Origin of the sequence: Curtobacterium sp. GC_Cur_3, assembly GCF_026544205.1 — a bacterium.
Classification (GTDB): Bacteria; Actinomycetota; Actinomycetes; order Actinomycetales; family Microbacteriaceae; genus Curtobacterium.
On sequence record NZ_JALNUI010000021.1, the window covers coordinates 1 to 20,501 of the forward strand.

At 70.9% G+C, this 20,501-nt stretch carries 21 protein-coding genes and 1 tRNA gene; 8 read left to right on the forward strand and 14 right to left on the reverse strand.

Features of this window, described 5'->3' with window-relative positions; genetic code table 11:
• The 3 genes from OXR63_RS12050 to OXR63_RS12060 form a co-directional block, all read left to right on the forward strand.
• Positions 1-1,040 (forward strand): AI-2E family transporter (locus OXR63_RS12050; RefSeq protein WP_267423545.1); only part of this gene is annotated, 1,040 nt, incomplete at its 5' end.
• Entirely contained in the window at positions 1,037-1,837 is an 801-nt protein-coding gene (locus tag OXR63_RS12055) for a DUF1684 domain-containing protein (RefSeq protein ID WP_267423547.1), read from the forward strand. The genes OXR63_RS12050 and OXR63_RS12055, both read left to right, overlap by 4 nt.
• Positions 1,838-1,993: 156 nt before the next feature.
• A complete protein-coding gene (locus OXR63_RS12060; RefSeq protein WP_194625965.1) occupies positions 1,994-2,494 on the forward strand; it encodes a DUF3145 domain-containing protein in 501 nt (166 codons plus the stop codon).
• Positions 2,495-2,956: 462 nt separating this feature from the next.
• On the opposite strand, the gene OXR63_RS12065 is transcribed toward OXR63_RS12060, so the two are convergent.
• From OXR63_RS12065 to aceE, 6 genes are all read right to left on the reverse strand, one after another.
• Entirely contained in the window at positions 2,957-4,201 is a 1,245-nt protein-coding gene (locus tag OXR63_RS12065; RefSeq protein WP_267423552.1) for a beta-ketoacyl-[acyl-carrier-protein] synthase family protein, read from the reverse strand.
• A gap of 93 nt (positions 4,202-4,294) precedes the next feature.
• Complete coding sequence (locus OXR63_RS12070) at positions 4,295-4,543, reverse strand: acyl carrier protein (RefSeq protein WP_071275967.1); 249 nt, start codon at positions 4,541-4,543, stop codon at positions 4,295-4,297.
• Positions 4,544-4,646: 103 nt separating this feature from the next.
• Positions 4,647-5,597, reverse strand: coding sequence for a beta-ketoacyl-ACP synthase III (locus OXR63_RS12075; protein ID WP_267423697.1), 951 nt, complete (start codon positions 5,595-5,597; stop codon positions 4,647-4,649).
• Positions 5,598-5,698: 101 nt separating this feature from the next.
• Positions 5,699-6,628 carry an ACP S-malonyltransferase gene (locus OXR63_RS12080; RefSeq protein ID WP_267423562.1) on the reverse strand — a complete coding sequence of 310 codons (930 nt, stop codon included), beginning with the start codon at positions 6,626-6,628 and terminating at the stop codon, positions 5,699-5,701.
• A gap of 78 nt (positions 6,629-6,706) precedes the next feature.
• The gene (locus OXR63_RS12085; RefSeq protein WP_267423564.1) at positions 6,707-7,930 is read right to left on the reverse strand and encodes a PucR family transcriptional regulator; all 1,224 of its coding nucleotides are present in this window, start codon (positions 7,928-7,930) and stop codon (positions 6,707-6,709) included.
• 7 nt (positions 7,931-7,937) lie between these two features.
• On the reverse strand, positions 7,938-10,682 hold the full coding sequence (gene aceE, locus OXR63_RS12090) for a pyruvate dehydrogenase (acetyl-transferring), homodimeric type (protein ID WP_267423566.1): 2,745 nt from the start codon (positions 10,680-10,682) through the stop codon (positions 7,938-7,940).
• A 236-nt stretch (positions 10,683-10,918) separates the two neighbouring features.
• Here aceE and OXR63_RS12095 point away from each other — a divergent pair, with 236 nt between their 5' ends.
• Together OXR63_RS12095 and OXR63_RS12100 are read left to right on the forward strand one after the other, a co-directional pair.
• Entirely contained in the window at positions 10,919-11,407 is a 489-nt protein-coding gene (locus OXR63_RS12095) for a peroxiredoxin (RefSeq protein WP_267423568.1), read from the forward strand.
• Positions 11,408-11,536: 129 nt separating this feature from the next.
• Entirely contained in the window at positions 11,537-12,481 is a 945-nt protein-coding gene (locus tag OXR63_RS12100; RefSeq protein WP_267423570.1) for an alpha/beta fold hydrolase, read from the forward strand.
• Here the strand turns inward: OXR63_RS12100 and OXR63_RS12105 are convergent.
• From OXR63_RS12105 to OXR63_RS12130, 6 genes are all read right to left on the reverse strand, one after another.
• Positions 12,417-12,956: a hypothetical protein gene (locus OXR63_RS12105; protein WP_267423572.1), complete on the reverse strand. Its 540-nt coding sequence runs from the start codon at positions 12,954-12,956 to the stop codon at positions 12,417-12,419. The genes OXR63_RS12100 and OXR63_RS12105 overlap by 65 nt on opposite strands.
• Before the next feature lie 23 nt (positions 12,957-12,979).
• Positions 12,980-14,566, reverse strand: a complete 1,587-nt coding sequence (locus OXR63_RS18440) for an alpha/beta fold hydrolase (RefSeq protein ID WP_267423574.1) — start codon at positions 14,564-14,566, stop codon at positions 12,980-12,982.
• Positions 14,563-15,507 carry an amino acid--[acyl-carrier-protein] ligase gene (locus OXR63_RS12115; RefSeq protein ID WP_267423575.1) on the reverse strand — a complete coding sequence of 315 codons (945 nt, stop codon included), beginning with the start codon at positions 15,505-15,507 and terminating at the stop codon, positions 14,563-14,565. The genes OXR63_RS18440 and OXR63_RS12115 overlap by 4 nt, the downstream gene beginning before the upstream one ends.
• Positions 15,504-16,715, reverse strand: a complete 1,212-nt coding sequence (locus OXR63_RS18445; RefSeq protein WP_267423576.1) for an acyl-CoA dehydrogenase family protein — start codon at positions 16,713-16,715, stop codon at positions 15,504-15,506. Before OXR63_RS18445 ends, OXR63_RS12115 begins: the two co-directional genes overlap by 4 nt.
• Entirely contained in the window at positions 16,712-17,005 is a 294-nt protein-coding gene (locus tag OXR63_RS12125) for an acyl carrier protein (protein WP_267423577.1), read from the reverse strand. Before OXR63_RS12125 ends, OXR63_RS18445 begins: the two co-directional genes overlap by 4 nt.
• Before the next feature lie 114 nt (positions 17,006-17,119).
• On the reverse strand, positions 17,120-17,497 hold the full coding sequence (locus OXR63_RS12130) for a holo-ACP synthase (protein WP_267423579.1): 378 nt from the start codon (positions 17,495-17,497) through the stop codon (positions 17,120-17,122).
• A 121-nt stretch (positions 17,498-17,618) separates the two neighbouring features.
• Here OXR63_RS12130 and OXR63_RS12135 point away from each other — a divergent pair.
• A tRNA-Val gene (locus OXR63_RS12135) sits at positions 17,619-17,694 on the forward strand.
• A gap of 99 nt (positions 17,695-17,793) precedes the next feature.
• Here OXR63_RS12135 and OXR63_RS12140 read toward each other — a convergent pair.
• The gene (locus OXR63_RS12140; protein WP_267423580.1) at positions 17,794-18,267 is read right to left on the reverse strand and encodes a MarR family winged helix-turn-helix transcriptional regulator; all 474 of its coding nucleotides are present in this window, start codon (positions 18,265-18,267) and stop codon (positions 17,794-17,796) included.
• A 64-nt stretch (positions 18,268-18,331) separates the two neighbouring features.
• Between OXR63_RS12140 and OXR63_RS12145 the strand changes: the two genes are divergently transcribed.
• Positions 18,332-18,736: a nuclear transport factor 2 family protein gene (locus tag OXR63_RS12145; protein WP_267423582.1), complete on the forward strand. Its 405-nt coding sequence runs from the start codon at positions 18,332-18,334 to the stop codon at positions 18,734-18,736.
• Positions 18,737-19,000: 264 nt separating this feature from the next.
• On the opposite strand, the gene OXR63_RS12150 is transcribed toward OXR63_RS12145, so the two are convergent.
• Complete coding sequence (locus OXR63_RS12150; protein ID WP_267423584.1) at positions 19,001-19,936, reverse strand: alpha/beta hydrolase; 936 nt, start codon at positions 19,934-19,936, stop codon at positions 19,001-19,003.
• 128 nt (positions 19,937-20,064) lie between these two features.
• Between OXR63_RS12150 and OXR63_RS12155 the strand changes: the two genes are divergently transcribed.
• A complete protein-coding gene (locus tag OXR63_RS12155; RefSeq protein WP_267423586.1) occupies positions 20,065-20,475 on the forward strand; it encodes a MarR family winged helix-turn-helix transcriptional regulator in 411 nt (136 codons plus the stop codon).
• The last annotated feature ends 26 nt before the right edge of the window (positions 20,476-20,501 follow it).

Sequence of the window (20,501 nt, forward strand, 5' to 3'; positions counted from 1 at the left end):
TCCGCGTCAACGCCTTCCGCATCGGCTTCATGGGCGGGATCGGCGTCCTCGTGGCGCTCCTGGCCGGGTCCCTCATCGGGCAGCTCTCGACGGTCCTCGTTTACATCGGCGTGGCCCTGTTCATCGCGCTCGGCCTCGACCCCCTCGTCACGTTCATGGAGCGGTACGTCCCGCGCTGGCTCGCGATCCTCGCGGTCGTCGTCACCGTGCTGGCGGCGTTCGCGGGCGTGGTCTTCGCGGTGGTCCCGATCCTCATCACCCAGGCCACGAACCTGGTGCAGAACTTCCCACAGATCGTCGAGGACCTGTCCGGGCAGCCGTGGGTGCAGGACCTGTCGAAGCAGCTCAACGGGTCGTTCGACGTCAACCACGCGCTGCAGTCCGTGCAGAAGTTCGCGGAGGACCCGGGCAACCTGCTGAGCCTCGGCGGCGGCATCCTCGCCGTCGGCAGCGGGATCCTCTCGGGCATCACCGGCGCCCTCATCGTGCTCATCCTGATGCTCTACTTCCTCGCGTCGATGCGGGGGATGAAGCGGATGATGTACCGCTTCGTCCCGGCGTCGCGCCGCGAGAACTACATCGCGGTCAGCGAGGAAGTGACCTCCTCCGTCGGCCGGTACGTCGTCGGGCAGATCACCCAGGCCGGCATCAACGGCGTGCTGAGCCTCGCGCTGCTGATCATCATCGGTGCGCCCCTGCCCGTGCTGCTGGCGACGTTCGCCTTCCTCGGCTCGCTGATCCCGCTCGTCGGCACGATCAGCGCCGCCGTCGTGATCTCGCTGCTGTGCTTCTTCGCCTCGCCCGCGACCGCCCTGACCGCCGCGATCTACTACCTCGTGTACATGCAGGTCGAGTCGTACATCATCTCCCCGCGAATCATGTCGCGGGCGGTCCAGGTCCCCGGTGCACTCGTGGTCATCGCCGCCGTCGCCGGAGCCACCATCGGCGGGGTGCTCGGCGCCCTCGTCGCGGTGCCGGTCGCCGCGTCGGTGATCATCATCGTGCAGAAGGTCATCTACCCCCGGCAGGAACAGGCATGACGGACTCCGACGCCCGCGACCGCTGGGCCCGCAGCGCCCGCGGCCCCCTCGCGCTCGTGAACGCGCAGCACGTCGACCAGCCCCAGCAGGTCTGGCCCGTCCCCGGGACCTGGGCACCGGCCGTCGGCGGGCTGCAGGTGACGGCGACCGAGGCCGACGGGATCACCGTGGACGGCCTCCCGGTCGACGGCACGGTCCTGGTGGCCGGCGACGACGCCGTGGTCGCATCCACGGTCGCCTTCCCCGACGGCATGGCCGGCACGGTCGCCGCCGTCCGGGGCGGCCACACCCTCCGCGTCTGGGACCCGTCCGCCGACGCCGTCGGCCGCTTCGCGCGGATCGACCGGTTCCCGTCGTCGGACCTGGTCACGTCCGGCACGTACACCCCGGTCGACTGCCAGGAGGCTCGGGGGAGCGTCCTCGACGCCGCCGGCGAACCGCTCGTGGTCGCCGGCACGATCGACACCACGATCCGCGGCGTGGATGCCCGGCTCCTGGCGGTCCGGTCGGCACCGTTCGGCGGATCGGCACGCCTGCAGCTCATCGTGCAGGACGCCACCAGTGCGCTGCCCGAGGACGACCCGGGCAGCTCGTACTCGATGGGCCGGTTCCTGTTCATCGCCGACCCGGGCGGCCCTGCCGAGGTCACGCTCGACTGGAACGACCTGGTCCTGCCGCCGTGTGCGTTCTCCTACCAGTACGCGTGCCCGATCCCGCCGCCCGAGAACCGCCTGGCGGTCGCGCTCGACGCCGGGGAACGGCACCCGCTCGACGTCGACGGGGCCGTCTTCCACTGATCCGCCCGGCGTCCTTGCCGTACACAGGCGCAGGCCTGCATAATGGGCGTGTCCGCGAGGACATCACAATCGCATATCGATGGTTCCGTGGTGCTCTGCACCGGGTCCCTCCAGCACAGGTCGATGGGGAAGTCGCACCTGATGATCGGAGGAACCATGACCGGGACTGCGTCGGGAGTGCTCTACGTGCACTCCTCCCCGCGCGCGCTCTGCCCCCATGTTGAATGGGCAGCAGGTCGCGCGATGAGTCGCGCCGTGAACTTCTCCTGGTTGGACCAGCCTGCGCAGGACGGCTCGCGACGCACCGAGTACACGTGGACGGGCGCGGTCGGCACGGGTGCTGCGATCGCTTCGGCCCTGCGTGGGTGGGAGCACCTCCGGTACGAGGTCACCGAGGAACCCACCGCTGCTTCTGACGGCGGCCGCTGGATGCACACGCCCGACCTCGGTGTGTTCTACGCGCAGACCGACGTCACCGGCAACATGGTGATCCCCGAGGACCGCGTCCGCTACGCGATGGAGGTCGCCGGCAGCAACGCCCTCGAGCTCCACCGTGAACTGCGTCTGGCGCTCGGGCAGGCCTGGGACGACGAGCTCGAGCCGTTCCGCCACGCTGCCGAGGGCAACCCCGTCGTCTGGCTCCACCGCGTCGGCTGACACCCCCGTCACGCCGAGACACCCCCGTCAGGCCGAGACGCCCCCGTCAGGCCGAGACGCCCCCGTCAGGCCGAGACGCCCCCGTCTCGCCGAGACGCCCCCGTCTCGCCGAGGAGTCCTCCTCCCGACGACGCCGAGACACCCCCGTCACGCCGAGACGCCCCCGAACCCGCGAGACGCCGCCGAAAACGGCGGCGTCTCGTGCGTCCGGGGGTGTTTCACGCAGACAGGGGTGTCTCGCGCAGACGGGCGTGTGTTTCGCAGCGCTCGAGAGTTCGCCAGACAGGGGTGTCTCGCGCAGACGAGCCTGTCTCGCAGCGCTCGAGATCTGCCAGACAGGGGTGTCTCGTGCAGACGGGGGTGTCTCGGGGAGGCGAGCCAGACGCCGGGGTGGGGCGAGCCTCCCGGCGGGACAGCAGAACGGCCGCAGCCCGCGCGGGCTGCGGCCGTTCGTGGCGTTGGTCAGACGGAGCGGAACGCGACGACGGCGTTGTGGCCGCCGAAGCCGAACGAGTTGCTGACGGCCAGCAGGTCGCCCGCGGGGAGCTCGCGCGGCGAGGTCGCGACGTCCATCACGATCTCCGGGTCCTGCTCGGTGAGGTTGATCGTCGGCGGTGCGACCCGGTTGTGGAGCGCGAGGGCGGTGAAGACGGCCTCGATCGCACCAGCGCCACCGAGGAGGTGCCCCGTCGACGCCTTGGTCGCCGAGACGATGACCGAGTCGAGGTGGTCGCCGAAGACCCGGCGCATGGCGTGGTACTCGGCGATGTCCCCGACGGGCGTCGACGTGGCGTGGGCGTTGACGTGGACGACGTCCTCGCGCGATGCACCGGCGTGTTCGAGCGCCATCAGGACGGCACGGGCGGCAGCGCTGCCCTCGGGGTCCGGAGCGGTGATGTGGAAGGCGTCCGAGGTGATGCCGGCACCGGCGACCTCGGCGTAGATCTTCGCACCGCGGGCCTCGGCGTGCTCCTTGGTCTCGAGGATGAGCGCCGCAGCGCCGTCCGCGAGCACGAAGCCGTCGCGCGTGACGTCGTACGGACGCGACGCGGTCTCGGGGGAGTCGTTGCGGCGGGACAGGGCCTGCATCGCGGCGAACGAGGCGAGCGGCATCGGGTGCAGCGCGGCCTCGGCGCCACCGGCGATGACGATGTCGGCCTCACCGGTCGCGACGTGGCGGTAGGCCTCGGCGAGGGACTCAGTGGAGGACGCGCACGCCGAGAGGTAGGTGCGCGCGCCACCACGGGCGCCGAACTCCATCTCGATGGCGGCGGCGGGGCCGTTGGCCATGAGCATCGGCACCGTCATCGGGAGGACGCGGCGCGGGCCCTTCTCACGGAGGGTGTCCCAGGCGTCGAGCAGCGTGTTGACGCCGCCGATGCCGGTCGCCCAGTCCACGATGAGGCGTTCGGGGACGACGGTCTCGGCGTCGATGCCGGCGTCGGCCCAGGCTTCACGCGCGGCGATGAGCGAGAGCTGCGACGACGGGTCGAAGCGCTTGGTCTCGGGGCGCGTGAGCTGGTCGGTGATCCAGTGGCGTGCCTGGCCGGCGAACTCGACGGGGAGCTCGAGCGCGGCGAAGCGCGGGTCTTCGATCCTGGTGATGCCGGACTTGCCCGCGAGCAGGGCGTCCCAGGTCTCCGTGGCAGTCGCAGCGAGAGGGGTGATCGCACCGATCCCGGTGACGACGACGGTCTTGTTGGTCATGGAACGACTTGTCTCTTCAGTGGTGGACATGGAGAACGCCGTGGCCGGGGACCGGGAGGTCGAGCCGGACCACGGCGTTCAGGGAAGTTCGTGTCAGGCCTGGGCCTTGACGATGAAGTCGACGGCGTCACCGACGGTCTTGAGGTTCTTGACCTCTTCGTCCGGGATCTTCACGTCGAACTTCTCTTCGGCGTTCACGACGATGGTCATCATCGAGATGGAGTCGATGTCGAGGTCGTCAGTGAAGGACTTGTCCGACTGCACCGTGTCGGTGGCGATGCCGGTCTCGTCGTTGATCAGCTCGGCCAGGCCGGCGAGGACTTCTTCGTTGGACAGGGCCATGATGGTGTCTCCTTGAGGGGGGTGTCGTTTGACCGTTGATCAGCCTAGGGCACGGGGTGGTCCCGCGCCCGCAGCCGTGCGGGACTGTGCGAAAGCGGATGTCCTACGGGAGGACGACGACCTGCGCCCCGAAGACGAGGCCGGCGCCGAACCCGATCTGCAGGGCGAGGCCGCCCGACAGGTCCGGGTGCTCCTCGAGCAGGCGGTGGGTGGCGAGCGGGATGCTCGCCGCTGAGGTGTTGCCGGTGGTCGTGATGTCGCGACCGATCATCACCGAGTCCGGGATGCCGAGCTGCTTGGCGAACTCGTCGATGATGCGGATGTTGGCCTGGTGGGGGACGAAGGCGGCGAGCTGGTCCGGGCGGACGCCGGCGGTCTCGAGCGCTTCACGAGCGACCTTGACCATCTCCCAGACAGCCCAGCGGAAGACGGTCTGGCCGGCCTGCCGGATCGTCGGCCGCGCGGCCCCGGCCTGCCACTCGTTGAACGTGGCGGTCATGCCGATCGCGTCCCACTTGGAGCCGTCGGAGCCCCAGATGGTGGGCGCGATGCCGGGGAAGTCGCTCGGGCCGACGACCGCTGCGCCGGCACCGTCACCGAGGAGGAACGAGATCGAGCGGTCGGTGGGGTCGACGATGTCGCTGAGCTTCTCGGCGCCGACGACCAGCACGTGGTCGGCGATGCCGGACTTCACGAACGAGTCGGCCTGGGCGATGCCGTAGGCGTACCCGGCGCACGCGGCGCTGATGTCGTACGCGGCGGCCGGCGTGGCACCGATGCGCTCGGCGAGCAGCGCGGCCATCGACGGGGTGGCGACGGTGTTCGTGACGGTGCTGACCAGCACGACGCCGATCTGGTCCGGGGTGAGACCGGCCTTGGCGATGGCCTCGAGCGAGGCGGCCTCGGCGAGGTCGACGGCCTCGACGTCAGCTCCGGCGCGCATGCGCGTGACGATGCCGGTGCGCTGGCGGATCCACTCGTCGGACGAGTCGATCGGGCCGATGAGGTCGTCGTTCGGCACGGTGAGCTCACCGCGGGCGGCGCCGAACGCCATGATGCGGCTGAACTCGTGCCCACGGCGCTGCGCGAGCACGGGGCGATCGGCAGCGTCGGGCCGGGCGGTGGCGTCGGGCTGGGTGGAGTCGGGGGTGAGGGTCATGCGGGTACCTCTTCGGTCGTGAGGAGCTCGATCGCGGCGGGCAGGTCCTCGGGGGACTTGACCGCCACGGTCGGGGTGCCGCGGAGGCCGCGCTTGGCGAGCCCCACGAGGGCACCGGCGGGTGCGAGTTCGATGATCCCGGTGACGCCGGCCTGCTGGAAGGACGTCATGACGGCGTCCCAGTGCACGGGGCTGGCGATCTGCTGGACCATGAGGTCGACGAACCGACGGCCGTCGTCGACGCGGGAGCCGTCGGCGTTGGTCCAGATCGGCAGCGTGGGGTCCGCGACGGCAGCGGCGGCGGCGACGGGAGCGACACGCTCGACCGCTGGGGCCATGTACCGCGTGTGGAACGCACCGGCGACGGCGAGGGGGATCACACGGGCCTTGGTCGGGGGAGCGGCGACGAGTGCGGCGACGGCGTCCGCACTGCCGGCGACGACGGTCTGGCCCCCGCCGTTGTGGTTCGCCGGCACGAGGCCGTGGGTCTCGAGCGCCTGGGCGACCTCGTCGGGGTCGCCACCGAGGACGGCAGCCATCGAGGTGGGTTCGAGGGCCGCGGCGTCCGCCATGGCCCGGCCGCGCTCGGCGACGAGGGCGACGGCGTCGGTGGGCTGCAGGATGCCGGCGACCGCGGCGGCGGTGAACTCGCCGACCGAGTGACCCGCGACGCCGCCGACGTGGGCGCGACGACCGTCGGCCAGCAGGGCGTCGGCGGTGATGAGCCCGGCGGCGACGATGAGCGGCTGTGCGAGCGCGGTGTCCTTGATGGTCTCCGCGTCGGACTCGGTGCCGTGCTTCGCGAGGTCGACGCCGATGGCATCTGACCACTTCCCGATGCGGTCACGGACGGCGGCGTCCTCGAGCCAGGGCGCGAGGAATCCGGGGGTCTGGGAGCCCTGTCCGGGCGCGACGACGACGATCACCGGACAATCCTTGCCCTCGGGGAGAGCCGCGCCCGTGTGGACTCCCGACACGAATCGGGTCGAGACATTGTGGGACCCCTACCGTCGGCCGACGCGGCGACGACCGGCGGTCGACTCGGACATCGCCCCGAGGATGAGCGCCGACTGCACGATGAGGGCGTCGCGGGCGTGGGTGGCGTCCCACCCGATGATGTCCGCCACGCGGCGCAGGCGGTAGCGCACGGTGTTCGGGTGCACGAAGAGCTCGCGCGCGGTGGCCTCGAGCGAGCGCCCGGTGTCGAGGTAGCACCAGAGGGTCTGCAGCAGTTCGGTGGACTGGTCCTTCAGCGGCACGTAGATGCGCTGTACGAGGGCCGACCGGGCGAGCGGGTCCCCGGCGAGTGCCCGTTCGGGGAGCAGGTCGTCGGCGAGGGCCGGACGGGGTGCACCACGCCACGCACGGGCCACGGCGAACCCGGCGAGGGCGGCCTTGGCGGACGTGGAGGCGTCGACGACCCCGGTGACCTCGTTGCCGAGCACCAGGTGTCCCTCGCCGAAGAGCGGTTCGAGCGACTGCGCGATGGCGGTGAAGGACACCGGTTCCTCGCCCTCGGGGACGTCGTCCCGCGGGGTGGCCCGGCCGATGACGACCACGAGCCGGGAGCCCTGCACACCGATGAGCACGTCGGCGTCCATGTGGCGGGCGGTCCGGCGGACCTGATCGACCTCGAGCTGCTTCGGGGCGGTGCCGACGAGCACCGCGACCTCGCCGTGCCCGTGCCAGCCGAGCGCGGCGATGCGCGAGGGGAGCTCGTCGTCGTACTCGCCGGAGAGGATCGAGTCGACAACAAGGGCCTCGAGGCGGGCGTCCCACAGCCCGCGGGCCTCTGCCGCCCGGGCGTAGACGTCGGCCGCGGCGAAGGCGATGTCCCGCGAGTACTTCAAGATGGCCTCTTGGAGCATCTCGTCGTCCTTGGCGCGTTCCTCGACCACGGTCACGACGACCCGGATGAGCTGCAGGGTCTGCTGCAGGCTCACCGAGCGCAGGAGCTCGCGGGGCGCGGACCCGAACACGTCGGCCGCCGCGATCCACGGCGTGGACGCGGAGCCTTCGAGCCAGGAGATGAACGAGGTGATGCCGGCCTGCGCCACCATCCCGACCGCGGAACGGCGCCCCGGTGGCATCTCGCTGTACCAGGGGAGCGTGTCCTCGAGCCGCTTGATGGTGGCGGTGGAGAGCTCGCCCGACACCTGCCGGAGCCAGGAGAGCGCCCGTTCACGGTCGTTCTCCCGGCTCGCGGCATCGGTGCGGACAGTCGTCACCGGGTGATCAGCTCTCGCCGCCGGCGCTGCCCGTGGTGCCCGCGGTCACGTCGTGCAGGCGGTACTTGTCGATGGCCTGCTGGACGAGCGCCGCGTCGACCTTGCCCTGGCGGGCGAGCTGCTGCAGCGTCCGCACGACGACCGAGGGGCCGTCGATGTGGAAGAAGCGGCGGGCGGCCGGGCGGGTGTCGGAGAACCCGAACCCGTCGGCGCCGAGCGTGGCGTAGTCCGTCGGGACGAACGGGCGGATCTGCTCCTGCACGAGGTGCATGAAGTCGCTGACGGCAACGACGGGGCCCTCGGTGCCGAGCAGGCGCTCCGTGACGTACGGCGTGCGGGGCTGCTCGTTCGGGTTGAGGAACGCGTGCTGCTCCGCCGCGACACCGTCGCGGTACAGCTCACCCCAGCTCGTGACGCTCCAGACGTCGGCGGAGACGCCCCAGTCCTCGGCGAGGAGCTGCTGGGCCTCGAGGATCCACGGCACGGCGACACCGGACGCCAGGAGCTGCGCCTTCGGGCCGTCGTGGTCGCTGCCCTTGAGCAGGTACATGCCCTTGGTGATGCCCTCGACGTCGACGCCCTCGGGCTCGGCCGGCTGCACGATCGGCTCGTTGTAGACCGTCAGGTAGTACATGACGTTCGGGTCGTCGTGCTTCGGCGAGCCGTCCTCGTTCGTGCCGTACATCCGGTCGAGGCCGGCCTGCACGATGTGCCCGATCTCGTAGCCGTAGGCCGGGTCGTAGGACACGACCGCGGGGTTCGACGCGGCGAGGAGCGGCGAGTGGCCGTCGGCGTGCTGCAGGCCCTCACCGGTGAGCGTGGTGCGGCCGGCGGTGGCCCCGATCATGAACCCGCGGGTCATCTGGTCACCGGCGGCCCAGATGGCGTCGCCGGTGCGCTGGAACCCGAACATCGAGTAGAAGACGTAGACCGGGATGAGCGGCTCGCCCTGTGTCGAGTACGAGGTGCCGACGGCCGTGAAGGCAGCCAGGGCGCCGGCTTCGTTGATGCCGACGTGGATGATCTGGCCCTGCGGGCTCTCCTTGTAGGCCAGGAGCAGCTCGCGATCGACCGACGTGTAGTGCTGGCCGTTCGGGTTGTAGATCTTCGCCGTCGGGAAGTAGGCGTCCATGCCGAAGGTGCGGGCTTCGTCCGGGATGATCGGCACCACGCGGTTGCCGAAGTCCGGGGAGCGGAGCAGGTCCTTGAGCAGTCGGGCGAACGCCATGGTGGTGGCGATCTCCTGCTTGCCGGAGCCCTTCTTGACGACCTGGTACTTGGCGTCGTCCGGCAGGGTGATGGACGTGTACTTCGTCCGGCGCTCCGGGACGTACCCACCGAGCGCGGCGCGGCGCTCGTGCATGTACTGGATCGCCTCGTCGTCGTTGCCCGGGTGGTAGTACGGCGGCGTGTAGGGGTTCTCCTCGAGCTGGGCGTCGGAGATCGGGATGCGCATCTCGTCGCGGAACTGCTTGAGGTTGTCGAGCGTGAGCTTCTTCATCTGGTGGGTCGCGTTGCGGCCCTCGAAGCTCGGGCCGAGGCCGTAGCCCTTGACCGTCTTCGCGAGGATGACGGTCGGCTGGCCCTTGTGCTCCGACGCGGCCTTGAACGCCGCGTAGACCTTGCGGTAGTCGTGGCCGCCGCGCTTGAGGTTCCAGATCTGGTCGTCGGTGTAGTCCTTGACCAGCTCGAGCGCCTTCGGGTCGCGCCCGAAGAAGTTCTCGCGGACGTAGGCACCGTTCTCGGCCTTGTAGGTCTGGTAGTCGCCGTCCGGCGTCTGGTTCATCAGGTTGAGCAGCGCGCCCTCGGTGTCGCGGGCGAGCAGCTCGTCCCACTCGCGGCCCCAGACGACCTTGATGACGTTCCAGCCGGCTCCGCGGAAGAAGGCCTCGAGCTCCTGGATGATCTTGCCGTTGCCGCGGACCGGTCCGTCGAGCCGCTGCAGGTTGCAGTTGATGACGAAGTTGAGGTTGTCGAGGCCGTCGTTGGCAGCGACCTGCAGCTGGCCGCGGGACTCGACCTCGTCCATCTCGCCGTCGCCGAGGAACGCCCAGACCTGCTGGTCGGAGGCGTCCTTGATCCCGCGGTTGGTCAGGTACTTGGCCTGCTGCGCCTGGTAGATCGCGTTGATCGGGCCGATGCCCATCGACACGGTCGGGAACTGCCAGAAGTGCGGCATGAGGCGCGGGTGCGGGTAGGACGACAGCCCGCCGCCGGCGTGGGACTTCTCCTGCCGGAAGCCGTCGAGCTGGTCCTCGCCGAGGCGGCCCTCGAGGTAGGCGCGGGCGTACATGCCGGGGGAGGCGTGGCCCTGGAAGAAGACCTGGTCGCCACCGGAGGCGTGGTCCTGCGCGCGGAAGAAGTGGTTGTAGCCGACCTCGTACATGGCGGCGCTCGACGCGTAGGTCGAGATGTGCCCGCCGACCGCGATGCCCGGACGCTGGGCGCGGTGCACCGTGACGGCCGCGTTCCAGCGGATCCACCGGCGGTACCGGCGCTCGAGTTCCTCGTCACCCGGGAACTCGGGCTCGTCTTCTGGAGCGATGGTGTTCACGTAGTCGGTCGTCGGGACCATCGGCACGCCGAGGTGCAGCTCGTTGGAGCGCTTCAGCAGGCCCTGCATGATCTCGCGAGCCCGCTGGTGCCCCTGGGCCGCGACCAGACCGTCGAGGGACTCACGCCACTCGGCGGTCTCCTCCGGGTCCTGGTCCGTTCCTGCGGTGTTGCGCGGGTCCTGGTCGTTCACCGTCACCGTTGACCTCGTTCGTTCTCGTGGTGGGGACATGGTCGGCCCACCGATCGATCGGGTCGCGACCGGCGGCGGGGGCCTCGTCCACCTTAGGCCCCACGGCAGACAGACAGCCTGGGTGAACAGGTCCTTGCGTTCACGTGTCGTCGGCGTACGATTGCCGATCGTGCCTGCCGCAGACCGTGCGCGGGCGTGGATCGACGGGCACACCCGCAGCCCGAGGAAGAAGCACACGCCTGATGGCACTGGATGTCGGCTCGCTCGCGCCGGACTTCGAACTCCCGAACCAGTTCGGAGAGCACGTCCGACTCAGCGACCACCGCGGCTCCCGCCCGGTCGCACTCGTCTTCTTCCCCCTCGCGTTCTCGTCGACCTGCACGAGCGAGCTCTGCGAACTCCGCGACAACATCGCGATGTTCCAGGACAACCGCATCGAGCTCATCGGCATCTCGGTCGACTCGAAGGCCACGCTCCGGTCGTTCGCCGACCAGAACGGCTACGACTTCGACCTGCTCGCCGACTTCTGGCCGCACGGCGCGGTGTCGAAGGAGTACGGCGTGTTCCTCGAGCACAAGGGCTTCGCGAACCGCGCCACGTTCGTCATCGACGTCCAGGGCCGCATCCGCGCCTCGATCATCTCCGAGCCCGGCATCGCCCGCGACGTCACCGAGTACCGCGCGGCGCTCGACCGCCTGGCGGCCTGCTCCACCCCCGTCGCGGTCGGCTAGGCAACCGCAGACGGTCCGGCTCCGAATCCTCCGGGGGCGCAGATGCGCCGGACTGGAGGCACGGTGGACGCCATCGACACGACTGACGCACCCGAGACGGGCGCGTCCACGGCCTACGCACCATTCCCGGTGACCTCCGACCCGGTCCCGTGGTCGCTGACCCGGATGGTCGTGCCGACCGCCGTCGGCGACGTCGTCGTGCACGCGCGGCTCGGCGAGCGGCCCCTGCTGCTGCTCCACGGCGTCGCGGGCTCCTGGACGACGTGGACGCCGCTGCTGGGCGCCGCAGACGGCTTCGACGGCCGCGGCCTGGTCCTCGTCGACCTGCCCGGGTGGGGTTCCTCCCCGGCGCCGGCGGTCCCGCTCTCCACCGACGACGCGGTGCACGTGCTCGCGGAGGTGCTCGACGCCCTCGGGATCGACGCCGTGGACGTGGTCGGGCACTCGATGGGGGCGTTCGTGGCGATGCACTGCGCCGTCACGATGCCGGAGCGCGTCCGGTCGGTCGCCCTCGTGTCCGGAACCACCTTCGCCACGGCCCACGCCGCCCGGCACCCGCTCTTCGGGCTCGTCACGCTGCCGGCCTTCACCCTGCTCCGCGCCGGCCTCGCCGTGACCCGGGGCGCCGCGGTCCCGCTGCTCCGCGCGCTGGCGGGGGTCGGGCTGCTCCGGCTGCTCGCCGCGCCGGTGTTCACACACGTCGGGTCGCTCGACCGCAGCGTCCTCGACGCCTTCGTCGAGGAGCTCCGACCCGAGGGCTTCCTGGCGGCCGCCCGCTCCGGTGCCGCCTACGACACCGACCGCTGGCGCGGGATCACCGTCCCGGTGACGGCGATCGCCGGGCGGGACGACGTGTTCGCCCGGGTGTCCGACCTGGCGCGTCTGGTCGGTGTCCTGCCGCGGGTCCGCACCGTGCTGCTCGAGGACTGCGGGCACTTCGCGCACGTGGAGCACCCGGCCGCGGTCGCCGAGGCGCTGCTCGCCGCGGACGCCTGCGCTGCCGGCGACGTCAGTGGTACTGCGGCGGCCAGTCGAACGCAGCCGGTCGTCGGGGCACCTCGCCGATCGTCGTGACCACGAGGTCGACCTGCTCCAGGTCCCGCAGCGGGATCGAGCGCGGGTTGCCGTAGGAGCGGTGCCCGTCGACCCAGACGGTCAGGTCCCCGTGCAGGCCGCCGACGTGCGCCGGACCAAGGGAGACGCCCCACTCGTCGAAGAACTGCCCGAGGGTGAACGTCCGGCGGTCGGGTGACTCGACGTGCACGATGCCGGACGTGTCGTGGGTGTGGACCTCGGCGGCGAAGTGGTCGGCGGCCGAGTGCCCGATGTCCCCCGGGACAACCACCGGCTGGTCGCCGTCGGTGATCGTCACGTGCGTGTGGACGTGCTCCGCGAGCCGCTGTCCCCAGACGTCGCGCAGCCCGGCGTCCTGCGCCCGCGCTGCGAGGTCGGTCGGCCGGGGCCACGGCGGCGCCCCCTGGGGAACGGCGCACCCGGCGAGGAGCACCACGACGGCCAGCCCCACCGCCGCTGCTGCCGCTCGTCGCACGGGTCCTGCCTACTCCTGGCGGCTCAGGCGTGGACGGGGAAGGCCTCCCGGACGCGGGAACGGACCTCGTCGATCACGGTGGCGCGCATCGCGGGGGAGAACAGCGAGTGGTCGCCGTCGACCACGTGCACGAGCTCCACGCCGCCGCTGCGTCCGCCGACGGGGTACCGCCGGAGGGCGCGCTGCCCGCCGAGCCGGTCGAAGAGCTCCGCGTCGCCGTCGGCCACGATGACGACGACGTCGGTGCCGTGCGTCACGAGCGGCTTCACGTGCTCCATCACGCCGCCGGACCGGTCGCGCCGGGCGATGCGGTCGCGGAGCCACTCCGGGACGACCACGTTGTAGCGGTCTCGGATCCACTGACGTGCGGGGGACGGGGCGTCGATCGCGCGGACGGCGTCGCTGTAGGCACCGGGGAGTGCGGGGCGCCGGCGGTAGTCGTTCGGGCTGATCTCCACGACGAGGCGCGGTGTCTCCTCGTGCGCGCGTCCGGCGACCCAGGCGCCGGCACACATGCCGACGACGACGAGCTGTTCAGCGGGCGCAGCGAGCGCCGTGACGATGGCCGACTGGTCATCGACCCACTCCTGCGCGAACAGGTAGTCGCGTTCGTCGGCGCGCACGACCGAGCTCTCGCCGGTGCCGCGGCGGTCCACACGCACGACCCGGGCCCCGTCGCGGGCGAGTCGCCGGGCGAGCGTCACCTGGTAGTCCGAGGCACCGACGCGGTGTTCGGCGGCACCGTTGTGCAGCACGACCACGGGGGCGTCCGGGGACTGTCGCGACGACACGCTCTCGACGGCGAACAGCCGTTCGGGGCCGAGCAGCACGATCCGCTCCGAGACGCGGTGATCCACGTCGACCAGGGGCTCGAGGGCGGGCGCGGTGGTGCGGACGGTCGTGGTCGGTGCCCAGGCGTCGATCCACGCGACGACCGCGTCGAGCGCCTCACCGGGGATGCGGGCGTGGATGCTGGTGCCGTCGAGCAGCTCGGCGCTGCCGGCTGCCTCGGCCGTGGCCACTTCGCCGAGGGCCTTCGGGGCACGGCCGCCCGGGCGCACGAGCGCGAGCGTCGGACCGGTGCGCGGGGTGAAGCGGAGCGCGGACAGGGCCTGGGCCTCGTCCGGGGTGACGTCGATGCCGATCAGGCTCTCGACGCCGTCCACGACCCGCTCGCCGCCGACCGTGATGGTCGCGAGCGCGCGCTGTCGGCGGAGCCAGGCGCGGCCGGAGTCCGGGGCGTCCCAGAGCACCAGGGCGTCGTCCTCGGTCGCGGCGGCGGCCGCGACGACGGCCGCGGACGCCAGCCCGACGAACGCGACCTGCTCGACCCCGGTCGCGCGGAGCAGGGCTGCCGCGCGGACGGCGGACCGGACCTGCGCCTCCGGGTCGGGGTCGGCGGTGGAGTCACCACGTCCGGACGGGTCGTAGCGCACCGAGGCGACGCCACGAGCCTCCAGGCGGTCGGCCAGCAGGCGGAGCGTGCGGTACGCGATCACGCCCTCCTGCCCGAGCGGCGGACAGATGACGACGCCGGCGCGCGCCGACGGCGGCGACTGCACCGACGCGCGGATGGCCGGGGACCCCGACCACCCGTGGTGGGTCGTCACAGTGCGAGTGCGCGACGGACGTCGGCCGGCCAGGAGGCCGGGTCGGTGCCGTGCGCGGCGAAGAGGGCGATGGTGATGCGCTCGAGCCCGAACGCCAGGCAGGCGCTGTGGGCGGTCTCGCCGTCGGCGGTCGTGATCGAGAACGAGGTGCCGAAGTGGTCCTCGTGCAGGTTCGCGGAGCTGATGGCGGTGGCCTCGCCGGCGTCGCCGTAGACCGGGGTGACGAACTCGTACTTGAGCGAGGCCTCGACCTGGTTGCGGGCGAGGATCTTGCCGACGCGACCGAAGAAGGGGTCGTTCGCCGGCACGACGTCGATCTCGAGCCCGAAGCCCTCGAGCAGCGACCGCATCGCCGGGATCCGGCCGTCGCGGTGCGCCTTCGCGGAGTCCGGCGTGCCGATGTGCACGAACTCGTGCATGTGGAAGGCCTGCAGGCGCATCGGGTCGAGCGACGGCTCGCGGCGGAAGGAGTCGCCGACGATGTCGAACCAGAGTCCCTGCTGGGGGATCGTCCCGGTGACCAGCCCGTAGACCGGGTGGCAGACGGCCGGCGCGAGCATCAGGTCGGCGGGCTCGAGGAAGGACTCCCAGCGCTCCCCGCGCTCGCGGGCAGCGAGCAGCTCGCGGTGCGCGCGGTCGCCACCGGTGAAGGCGGAGATCGACGCGGCGAGGTCGGGGAACGACGCGATGTAGTCGGTGCGCTCGAACGCGGCCAGGGGCTCGACCGGCGGGAACCGGAGCACCGAGGACTGCAGGTCGGCCATCGAGCGGACGGCGGCGGCGTCGACCGCGGCGTACACGTGCTCGAAGACGCCCGTGCGGCCGTAGAGCCCGGGGGAGCCGAGGTCGATGAGCACGCGGTCCTCGAGGAGCGTCGCGCGCAGCGCTGCGCGAGCCCGGTCCAGGGCGGTGGGTGCGGTGGTGGGTTCGGTGATGGTCACAGGATTGCTCCGGTCATGATTGCCAGTCCGGCGTCGTTCTGGAGGAGACGGTCGTTGCTCACCATGACGGCGGCACCGTGGGCGTCTCGGAGGTGTCGGGAGATGCTCATCGGACCCGTCGCGGCGTACCCGGCGATCCCGACGATCCGCAGTGCTGCGGTGACGATGTCGGTGACCCGCTCGGACGCACCGATCTTCAGGGCGTTCGCGGCCAGGGCCGACGCGCTCGACTCGAGCGTCTCGGGGTCGTCGGCCACGGCGTCGAACCGCTCGGCCGCGTGCCGGACCGAGTCGGCCAGCAGCTGCAGGTCGACCAGCAGCTCGGCCAGGCGGAGTGCCCCTGGTGGGGTCGTCCCGACGCTGGCGCGCGCCTGCTTGCGGACGGCGGCGCGGGCGCGCTCGGCGGCGGAGGCCGCGATGCCGACCCACACCGACGCCCAGAGGACGTGGGAGACGGGGAGGACGGTGCGCGCCGAGATCGCCGCGTAGTCGTCGCGGAGGACGGCGTCGGCGGTGGTCTCCGCGTCGAGGATCCACCCGTTGCTGCACGTGCCGCGGAGACCCATCGTGTCCCACGTGGAGGTCTGCGACAGCACGATCGCGTCGGTCCGGCAGATCAGCAGGCGCTGGTCGGACGCGGGGGCGTCGAGGTCGCGGCGCGCGGTGACGAAGACGGCGTCCGCCTCGGTCGCGTAGGAGATCACCGGCGCGTCCTTGCGGAGGCGGATGCGGCCGTCCTCGGACGGCTCGATCGCACACGTCGACCGGCGGGCGTCGCCGCCCACGCCCTTCTCGGTCGTCGACGACGCCACGAGGGCACCGTCGCGCACGGCCTCGATCATCGCGAGCACGCCGGCACCGTCGCCGCCGTGCCGCCAGAGGGCCATGACCTGTCCCTGGTGCATCGCGAACACCATGCCGGTGGCGGCGCACGCGCGACCGAGCTCGGTCGCGATGACCGAGAGCTCGGTGACGGTGGCGCCTTCGCCGCCGTGCTCGAGCGGCACCGCCGCGGCCAGCAGACCGTACTCGCGCATCACGGCGATCGCCTCGCGCGGCGGTCGGGCGTCGCGGTCCACCTCGTCGGCGAACTGCGCGGCGACCGCGGCCACGGCGGCGGTGCGCTCGGCGAAGCGGTCCGGCGACGTGCCGAGGACCTGGACCGGGGCCGTCGTCTCGGCGACGTCCGTCACTGCGGTGTCCGTCACGCTGCCGTGGCCAGTGCCGCCGCGGCGACGATCGACTCCACCGAGGCGAACGTGGCGCGGTTCAGGACACTGTCCGGGAACTCGGCGTCGAGGTCGTTCTCGATGGCGAGCATCACGTTCACCGTGGCGTGCGACGTCAGGCCCAGGGCGTACAGGTCGGCGATCGGTGCGACGTCCATCGCGTCGACGGTCAGTCGGCCGTGGTCGGCGAGCGCGCGTCGGACGGCCTGTTCGGCCGTCGGGTCAGCGAGCGCGACGGGCATCGCGGCGGTGTTCGTGTCCTGGTGCATGCCAACCACGGTAACGAGGGGAGCGGCCCGGAAAGCCGCCGTGCGGGTGCGGGAAACCGCACCGACGAACCGTGCGCTGTGTGGATGTACAGGAACGGTCGTCCCGCCCCGTGCTCAGTGCTCAGCGAGAGCCACGGCGGTGGCCAGCGCCAGCCCCCGTTCGTGGGACAGGGACACGTCGATGCTCGTGATCCCGGCCGCCGCGGCGAGTTCCTGGGCAGCCCCGGAGAGCTCCACACGGGGTGCGCCGTGCTCGTCCGAGACGATCGCGACGTCGTGCAGGGGGACCGCGTCGGTGCGGGTCGGGCGGAGGAGCTTCACGACCGCCTCCTTGCCGGCGAAGCGGGCGGCGAGGCGCTCCGGGTCGTCGCCCGTGTCGGCGCGTTCGCGGAGGGTGAAGACGCGGGCGAGGTACCGCTCGCCGTGCGCCTGGATGCCGTCGAGGACGTCCTGCACGGCGGCGAGGTCGCAGCCGGTGCGGATGGCGGTCATGGTCGGAGCATACGGGGGCGTCGTCGGCTCGTGCGTGGTGGGAGGGGCGCCGCTGCGCTCCGGCGGGGCGTTGCCGCGCTCCGGCGGGGCGAGCGGCGGCGGCCCGTAGGATGTCGGCGAAGGGCCTTTAGCTCAGCTGGTAGAGCGCCACGTTTACACCGTGGATGTCGTCGGTTCGATCCCGGCAGGGCCCACCACGAAGACCCCTGATCAGACAGTGACAGCGTTCGTTCTCCTTGCCGCCATCGCCCTTCTGTCGAGGTGCTCGGCTCGTGCCAGCGCGGAGGGGCCTGCAGCTAGTGGACTTCAGTGGCGATGAGGTCGAGCAGCCGCTGCAACGTCGCCCGCTCCGCTGGGGACAACTGCGCCAGCAGCTGGTCCTGTGCCGCTGCGAAAGCGAGATCGAGGCGCTCCAGGAGCTCCGTTCCCGCAGAGGTCTTCTCGAGCAGGTTCCGTCGCACGTCTGCGGGGTCAGGACGCCGCGTGACCAAGCCGAGGTGCTCCAGGCGCGCCGCATACCCCGACAGGTCCTTGCGGTCGATCCGGACGCGACGGCCGACCTCGGCCTGGCTGAGTGGACCAGCCTCCTCGAGCACGGCAAGGATCGGGTACGCCGCCTTCGGGACGCCGGCCTTCGTGGTGAGCTCTGACACGATGCGAGATGCGCGCGCCGCGGCCTCGACGAGCAGCCAGCTCGGAAGCGAACGCAGTCGCTCCGGGATCTCTCGCTCCGTCATGGTCTCCACGGTAGGCGACATGCCCTCCTGCATGTATCGTTGGGGATCCAACGTTGGGGTTCCAACGGTGAGTGCTCGACATCACGAGAGGCGTCTCATGTCTTCCATTCCGTCCGACATCATCTCCCGCATCTTCGCTGCCATCGACGACCACCGCTTCGACGATCTCCACCGCATGTACGCGAGCGACGTGGCAGCGACGACCGTCATGGGCGTCACGGTCGGCGCAGACCTGGTGGTCGAGCAAGTCCGCGCCGTCCACGAACCCATCGCCGCCACGCAGCACCTCGTCTCGGGCGTCGTGGCCGACATCGCGGGAGACCGAGCGGACGTCCGCGGCAACGTCACTGCGATCTTCTGTGACGAGGCGCACACGCCGGCGTTCGAGGGGTCGAACATCTGGCGCGGCCGACTGGTGCGTCACGGCGACACCTGGCTCGTCACTTCGTTCTCCATCAACCTCGTCTGGGCCCGCGGAACGTTCCCCCAGCTGCAGGCGTGACCGCCGCCCCTGCGCGCTGAGGAACATCGCAACGAAGGCGGTGCCTGGGTCTTCACGCTCATCTCAGCGAAGGAGCTCGGGTCGCGCGGTGTCCGTGTGGATGCGATCGCACGCAGCCCCTCGGACTGAGGGCACCAGGGCAAGTGGCGTCGTCGGTTCTGCCCTGGAGATCGCCTCGGTCAGCGCGACGCCGCTGGGCCGCGCCGCTCCCCGGATGACAACGGCCCCGTCGCCGTCTTCCTCGCCTCAGAAGCGTCGAGCGTCTCAACTCAGGAGATGCGCTCGGAAGAAGGTGTCCAGGGTCTCGACTGCTTCAGCAACGTACTTCGGCTCGTCGTACATCTCGTAGTGGCCAGCTCCCTCGACGACGTGGAAGTCCTTGGCGTTGGGCGCTTTCTCCCAGAGCGCGAGCCCGTCGGAGTGCGAGAACGTGGTCCCGAGTCGACCGCCGACGATGACCTGGAGCGGTTGCGTGAGGAGCTCATCGACGAGGTTGAAGGCGTCATAGCCGAGCATCATGGCGTCACTGGTGAAGTGGCGGCGGTTGGTGGAGTTCTCGTTGTGCCCGCGCGGGGTCCGGTAGTACCGCACCGCCTGGAGCGTGTCGACGTCGGTGATGCCGAAGCTCGCTGCCTGGTCTTCGGTGTCAGGGATCCACACGTTGCGGTCGACGTGTTCGCCGGCGGCCGCCGCCGTGCGCTTGGCGCCCACCGCGTCGATCATCGCGATCGCGGAACCCTTCGAGGAAGTGTCTGCCTGGCGGAACGCTCGCCCGACGTTGACCGGCACGACCGTTCCGAGCGCCCTGATTCGATGGTCGGTCATGGTCGCGCTGACCGCGTAGCCGCCGCCAGCGCAGATCCCGAGAGCTCCGATCTGGGAATTGTCGACGTACCGCAGTGTGGTGAGGTAGTCGACGGCGAAGCGGATGTCGTCGACTCGTGCTGCCGGGTTCTCGAGGTCGCGCGGGTGGCCGCCGCTCTGGCCCTGGAAACCAGGGTCGAAGGCGAGGGCGACGTAGCCGCGGTCAGCGAGGCCTCGGCCGTAGTTCGCGCCGATCTGCTCCTTCACGCTGCTGCCGGGGGTTGCGATGGCGATCGCCGGGTAGGTGCGGTCCTCGGTGAAGCCATCGGGCAGGTGCAGCTGACCGGCGAGGTCGAAGGTGTCGTTGGAGAACGTCACGTTGAGCGTTGAAGACACGGTGAGGAGGGCCCTTCCAGGAGGAACGCGGAGTGCCACTAAGCTTCTTCCGAAGCGAGGCACTACAGAATGCAGGTTGTTCCAAACGGAACTAGTACGAGACTGTACCACTTAGGGAAGGATGCCGCTTGCTCCCGTCGAACGCTGCGCGGATCTGGTCGCTCAACCACCAGGTGCTCACCCGAGTCATGAACGACTGTGCTCCCGACATCGAGGCACTCGGGTTGGAGGCGAAGGAGTTCTTCGTGCTCGGAGAAGTCGACGACTGCCGGTACCCCGCGGAGCTGGCCGTTCGGCTCGTCCTGCCCAGGGCGAGCGTGACCGTGTACCTCAAGAGCCTTGAAGCGAAGGGATTCGTTCGCCGAGAGATCGATCCCGCCGACCTCCGACGCCACCGCCTGGCTGTCACCCCAGACGGTGTACAGACCCTCGACAAAGCACTCGAGATCCTCTCGGCGAAGTTCGACGAGTGGCTCGTGCGCCTCGATGCGGACGAGCAGGCGGAACTCCAGCGGCTGCTGGGCAAGCTGCTCGCCTAGAGATATCCAGAGCTGCAAGCCGCGAC

What these genes read in the sequence shown, in the direction of transcription:
- OXR63_RS12125 (WP_267423577.1), bottom strand. Translation starts at nt 17,005, where the DNA reads ATGCACCAGGACACGAACACCGCCGCGATGCCCGTCGCGCTCGCTGAC.
- OXR63_RS12075 (WP_267423697.1), bottom strand. Translation starts at nt 5,597, where the DNA reads ATGGCGTTCGGCGCCGCCCGCGGTGAGCTCACCGTGCCGAACGACGAC.
- OXR63_RS12095 (WP_267423568.1), top strand. Translation starts at nt 10,919, where the DNA reads ATGGCACTGGATGTCGGCTCGCTCGCGCCGGACTTCGAACTCCCGAAC.
- OXR63_RS12065 (WP_267423552.1), bottom strand. Translation starts at nt 4,201, where the DNA reads ATGACCAACAAGACCGTCGTCGTCACCGGGATCGGTGCGATCACCCCT.
- OXR63_RS12060 (WP_194625965.1), top strand. Translation starts at nt 1,994, where the DNA reads ATGACCGGGACTGCGTCGGGAGTGCTCTACGTGCACTCCTCCCCGCGC.
- OXR63_RS12130 (WP_267423579.1), bottom strand. Translation starts at nt 17,497, where the DNA reads ATGACCGCCATCCGCACCGGCTGCGACCTCGCCGCCGTGCAGGACGTC.
- OXR63_RS12145 (WP_267423582.1), top strand. Translation starts at nt 18,332, where the DNA reads ATGTCTTCCATTCCGTCCGACATCATCTCCCGCATCTTCGCTGCCATC.
- OXR63_RS12140 (WP_267423580.1), bottom strand. Translation starts at nt 18,267, where the DNA reads ATGCAGGAGGGCATGTCGCCTACCGTGGAGACCATGACGGAGCGAGAG.
- OXR63_RS12055 (WP_267423547.1), top strand. Translation starts at nt 1,037, where the DNA reads ATGACGGACTCCGACGCCCGCGACCGCTGGGCCCGCAGCGCCCGCGGC.
- OXR63_RS12070 (WP_071275967.1), bottom strand. Translation starts at nt 4,543, where the DNA reads ATGGCCCTGTCCAACGAAGAAGTCCTCGCCGGCCTGGCCGAGCTGATC.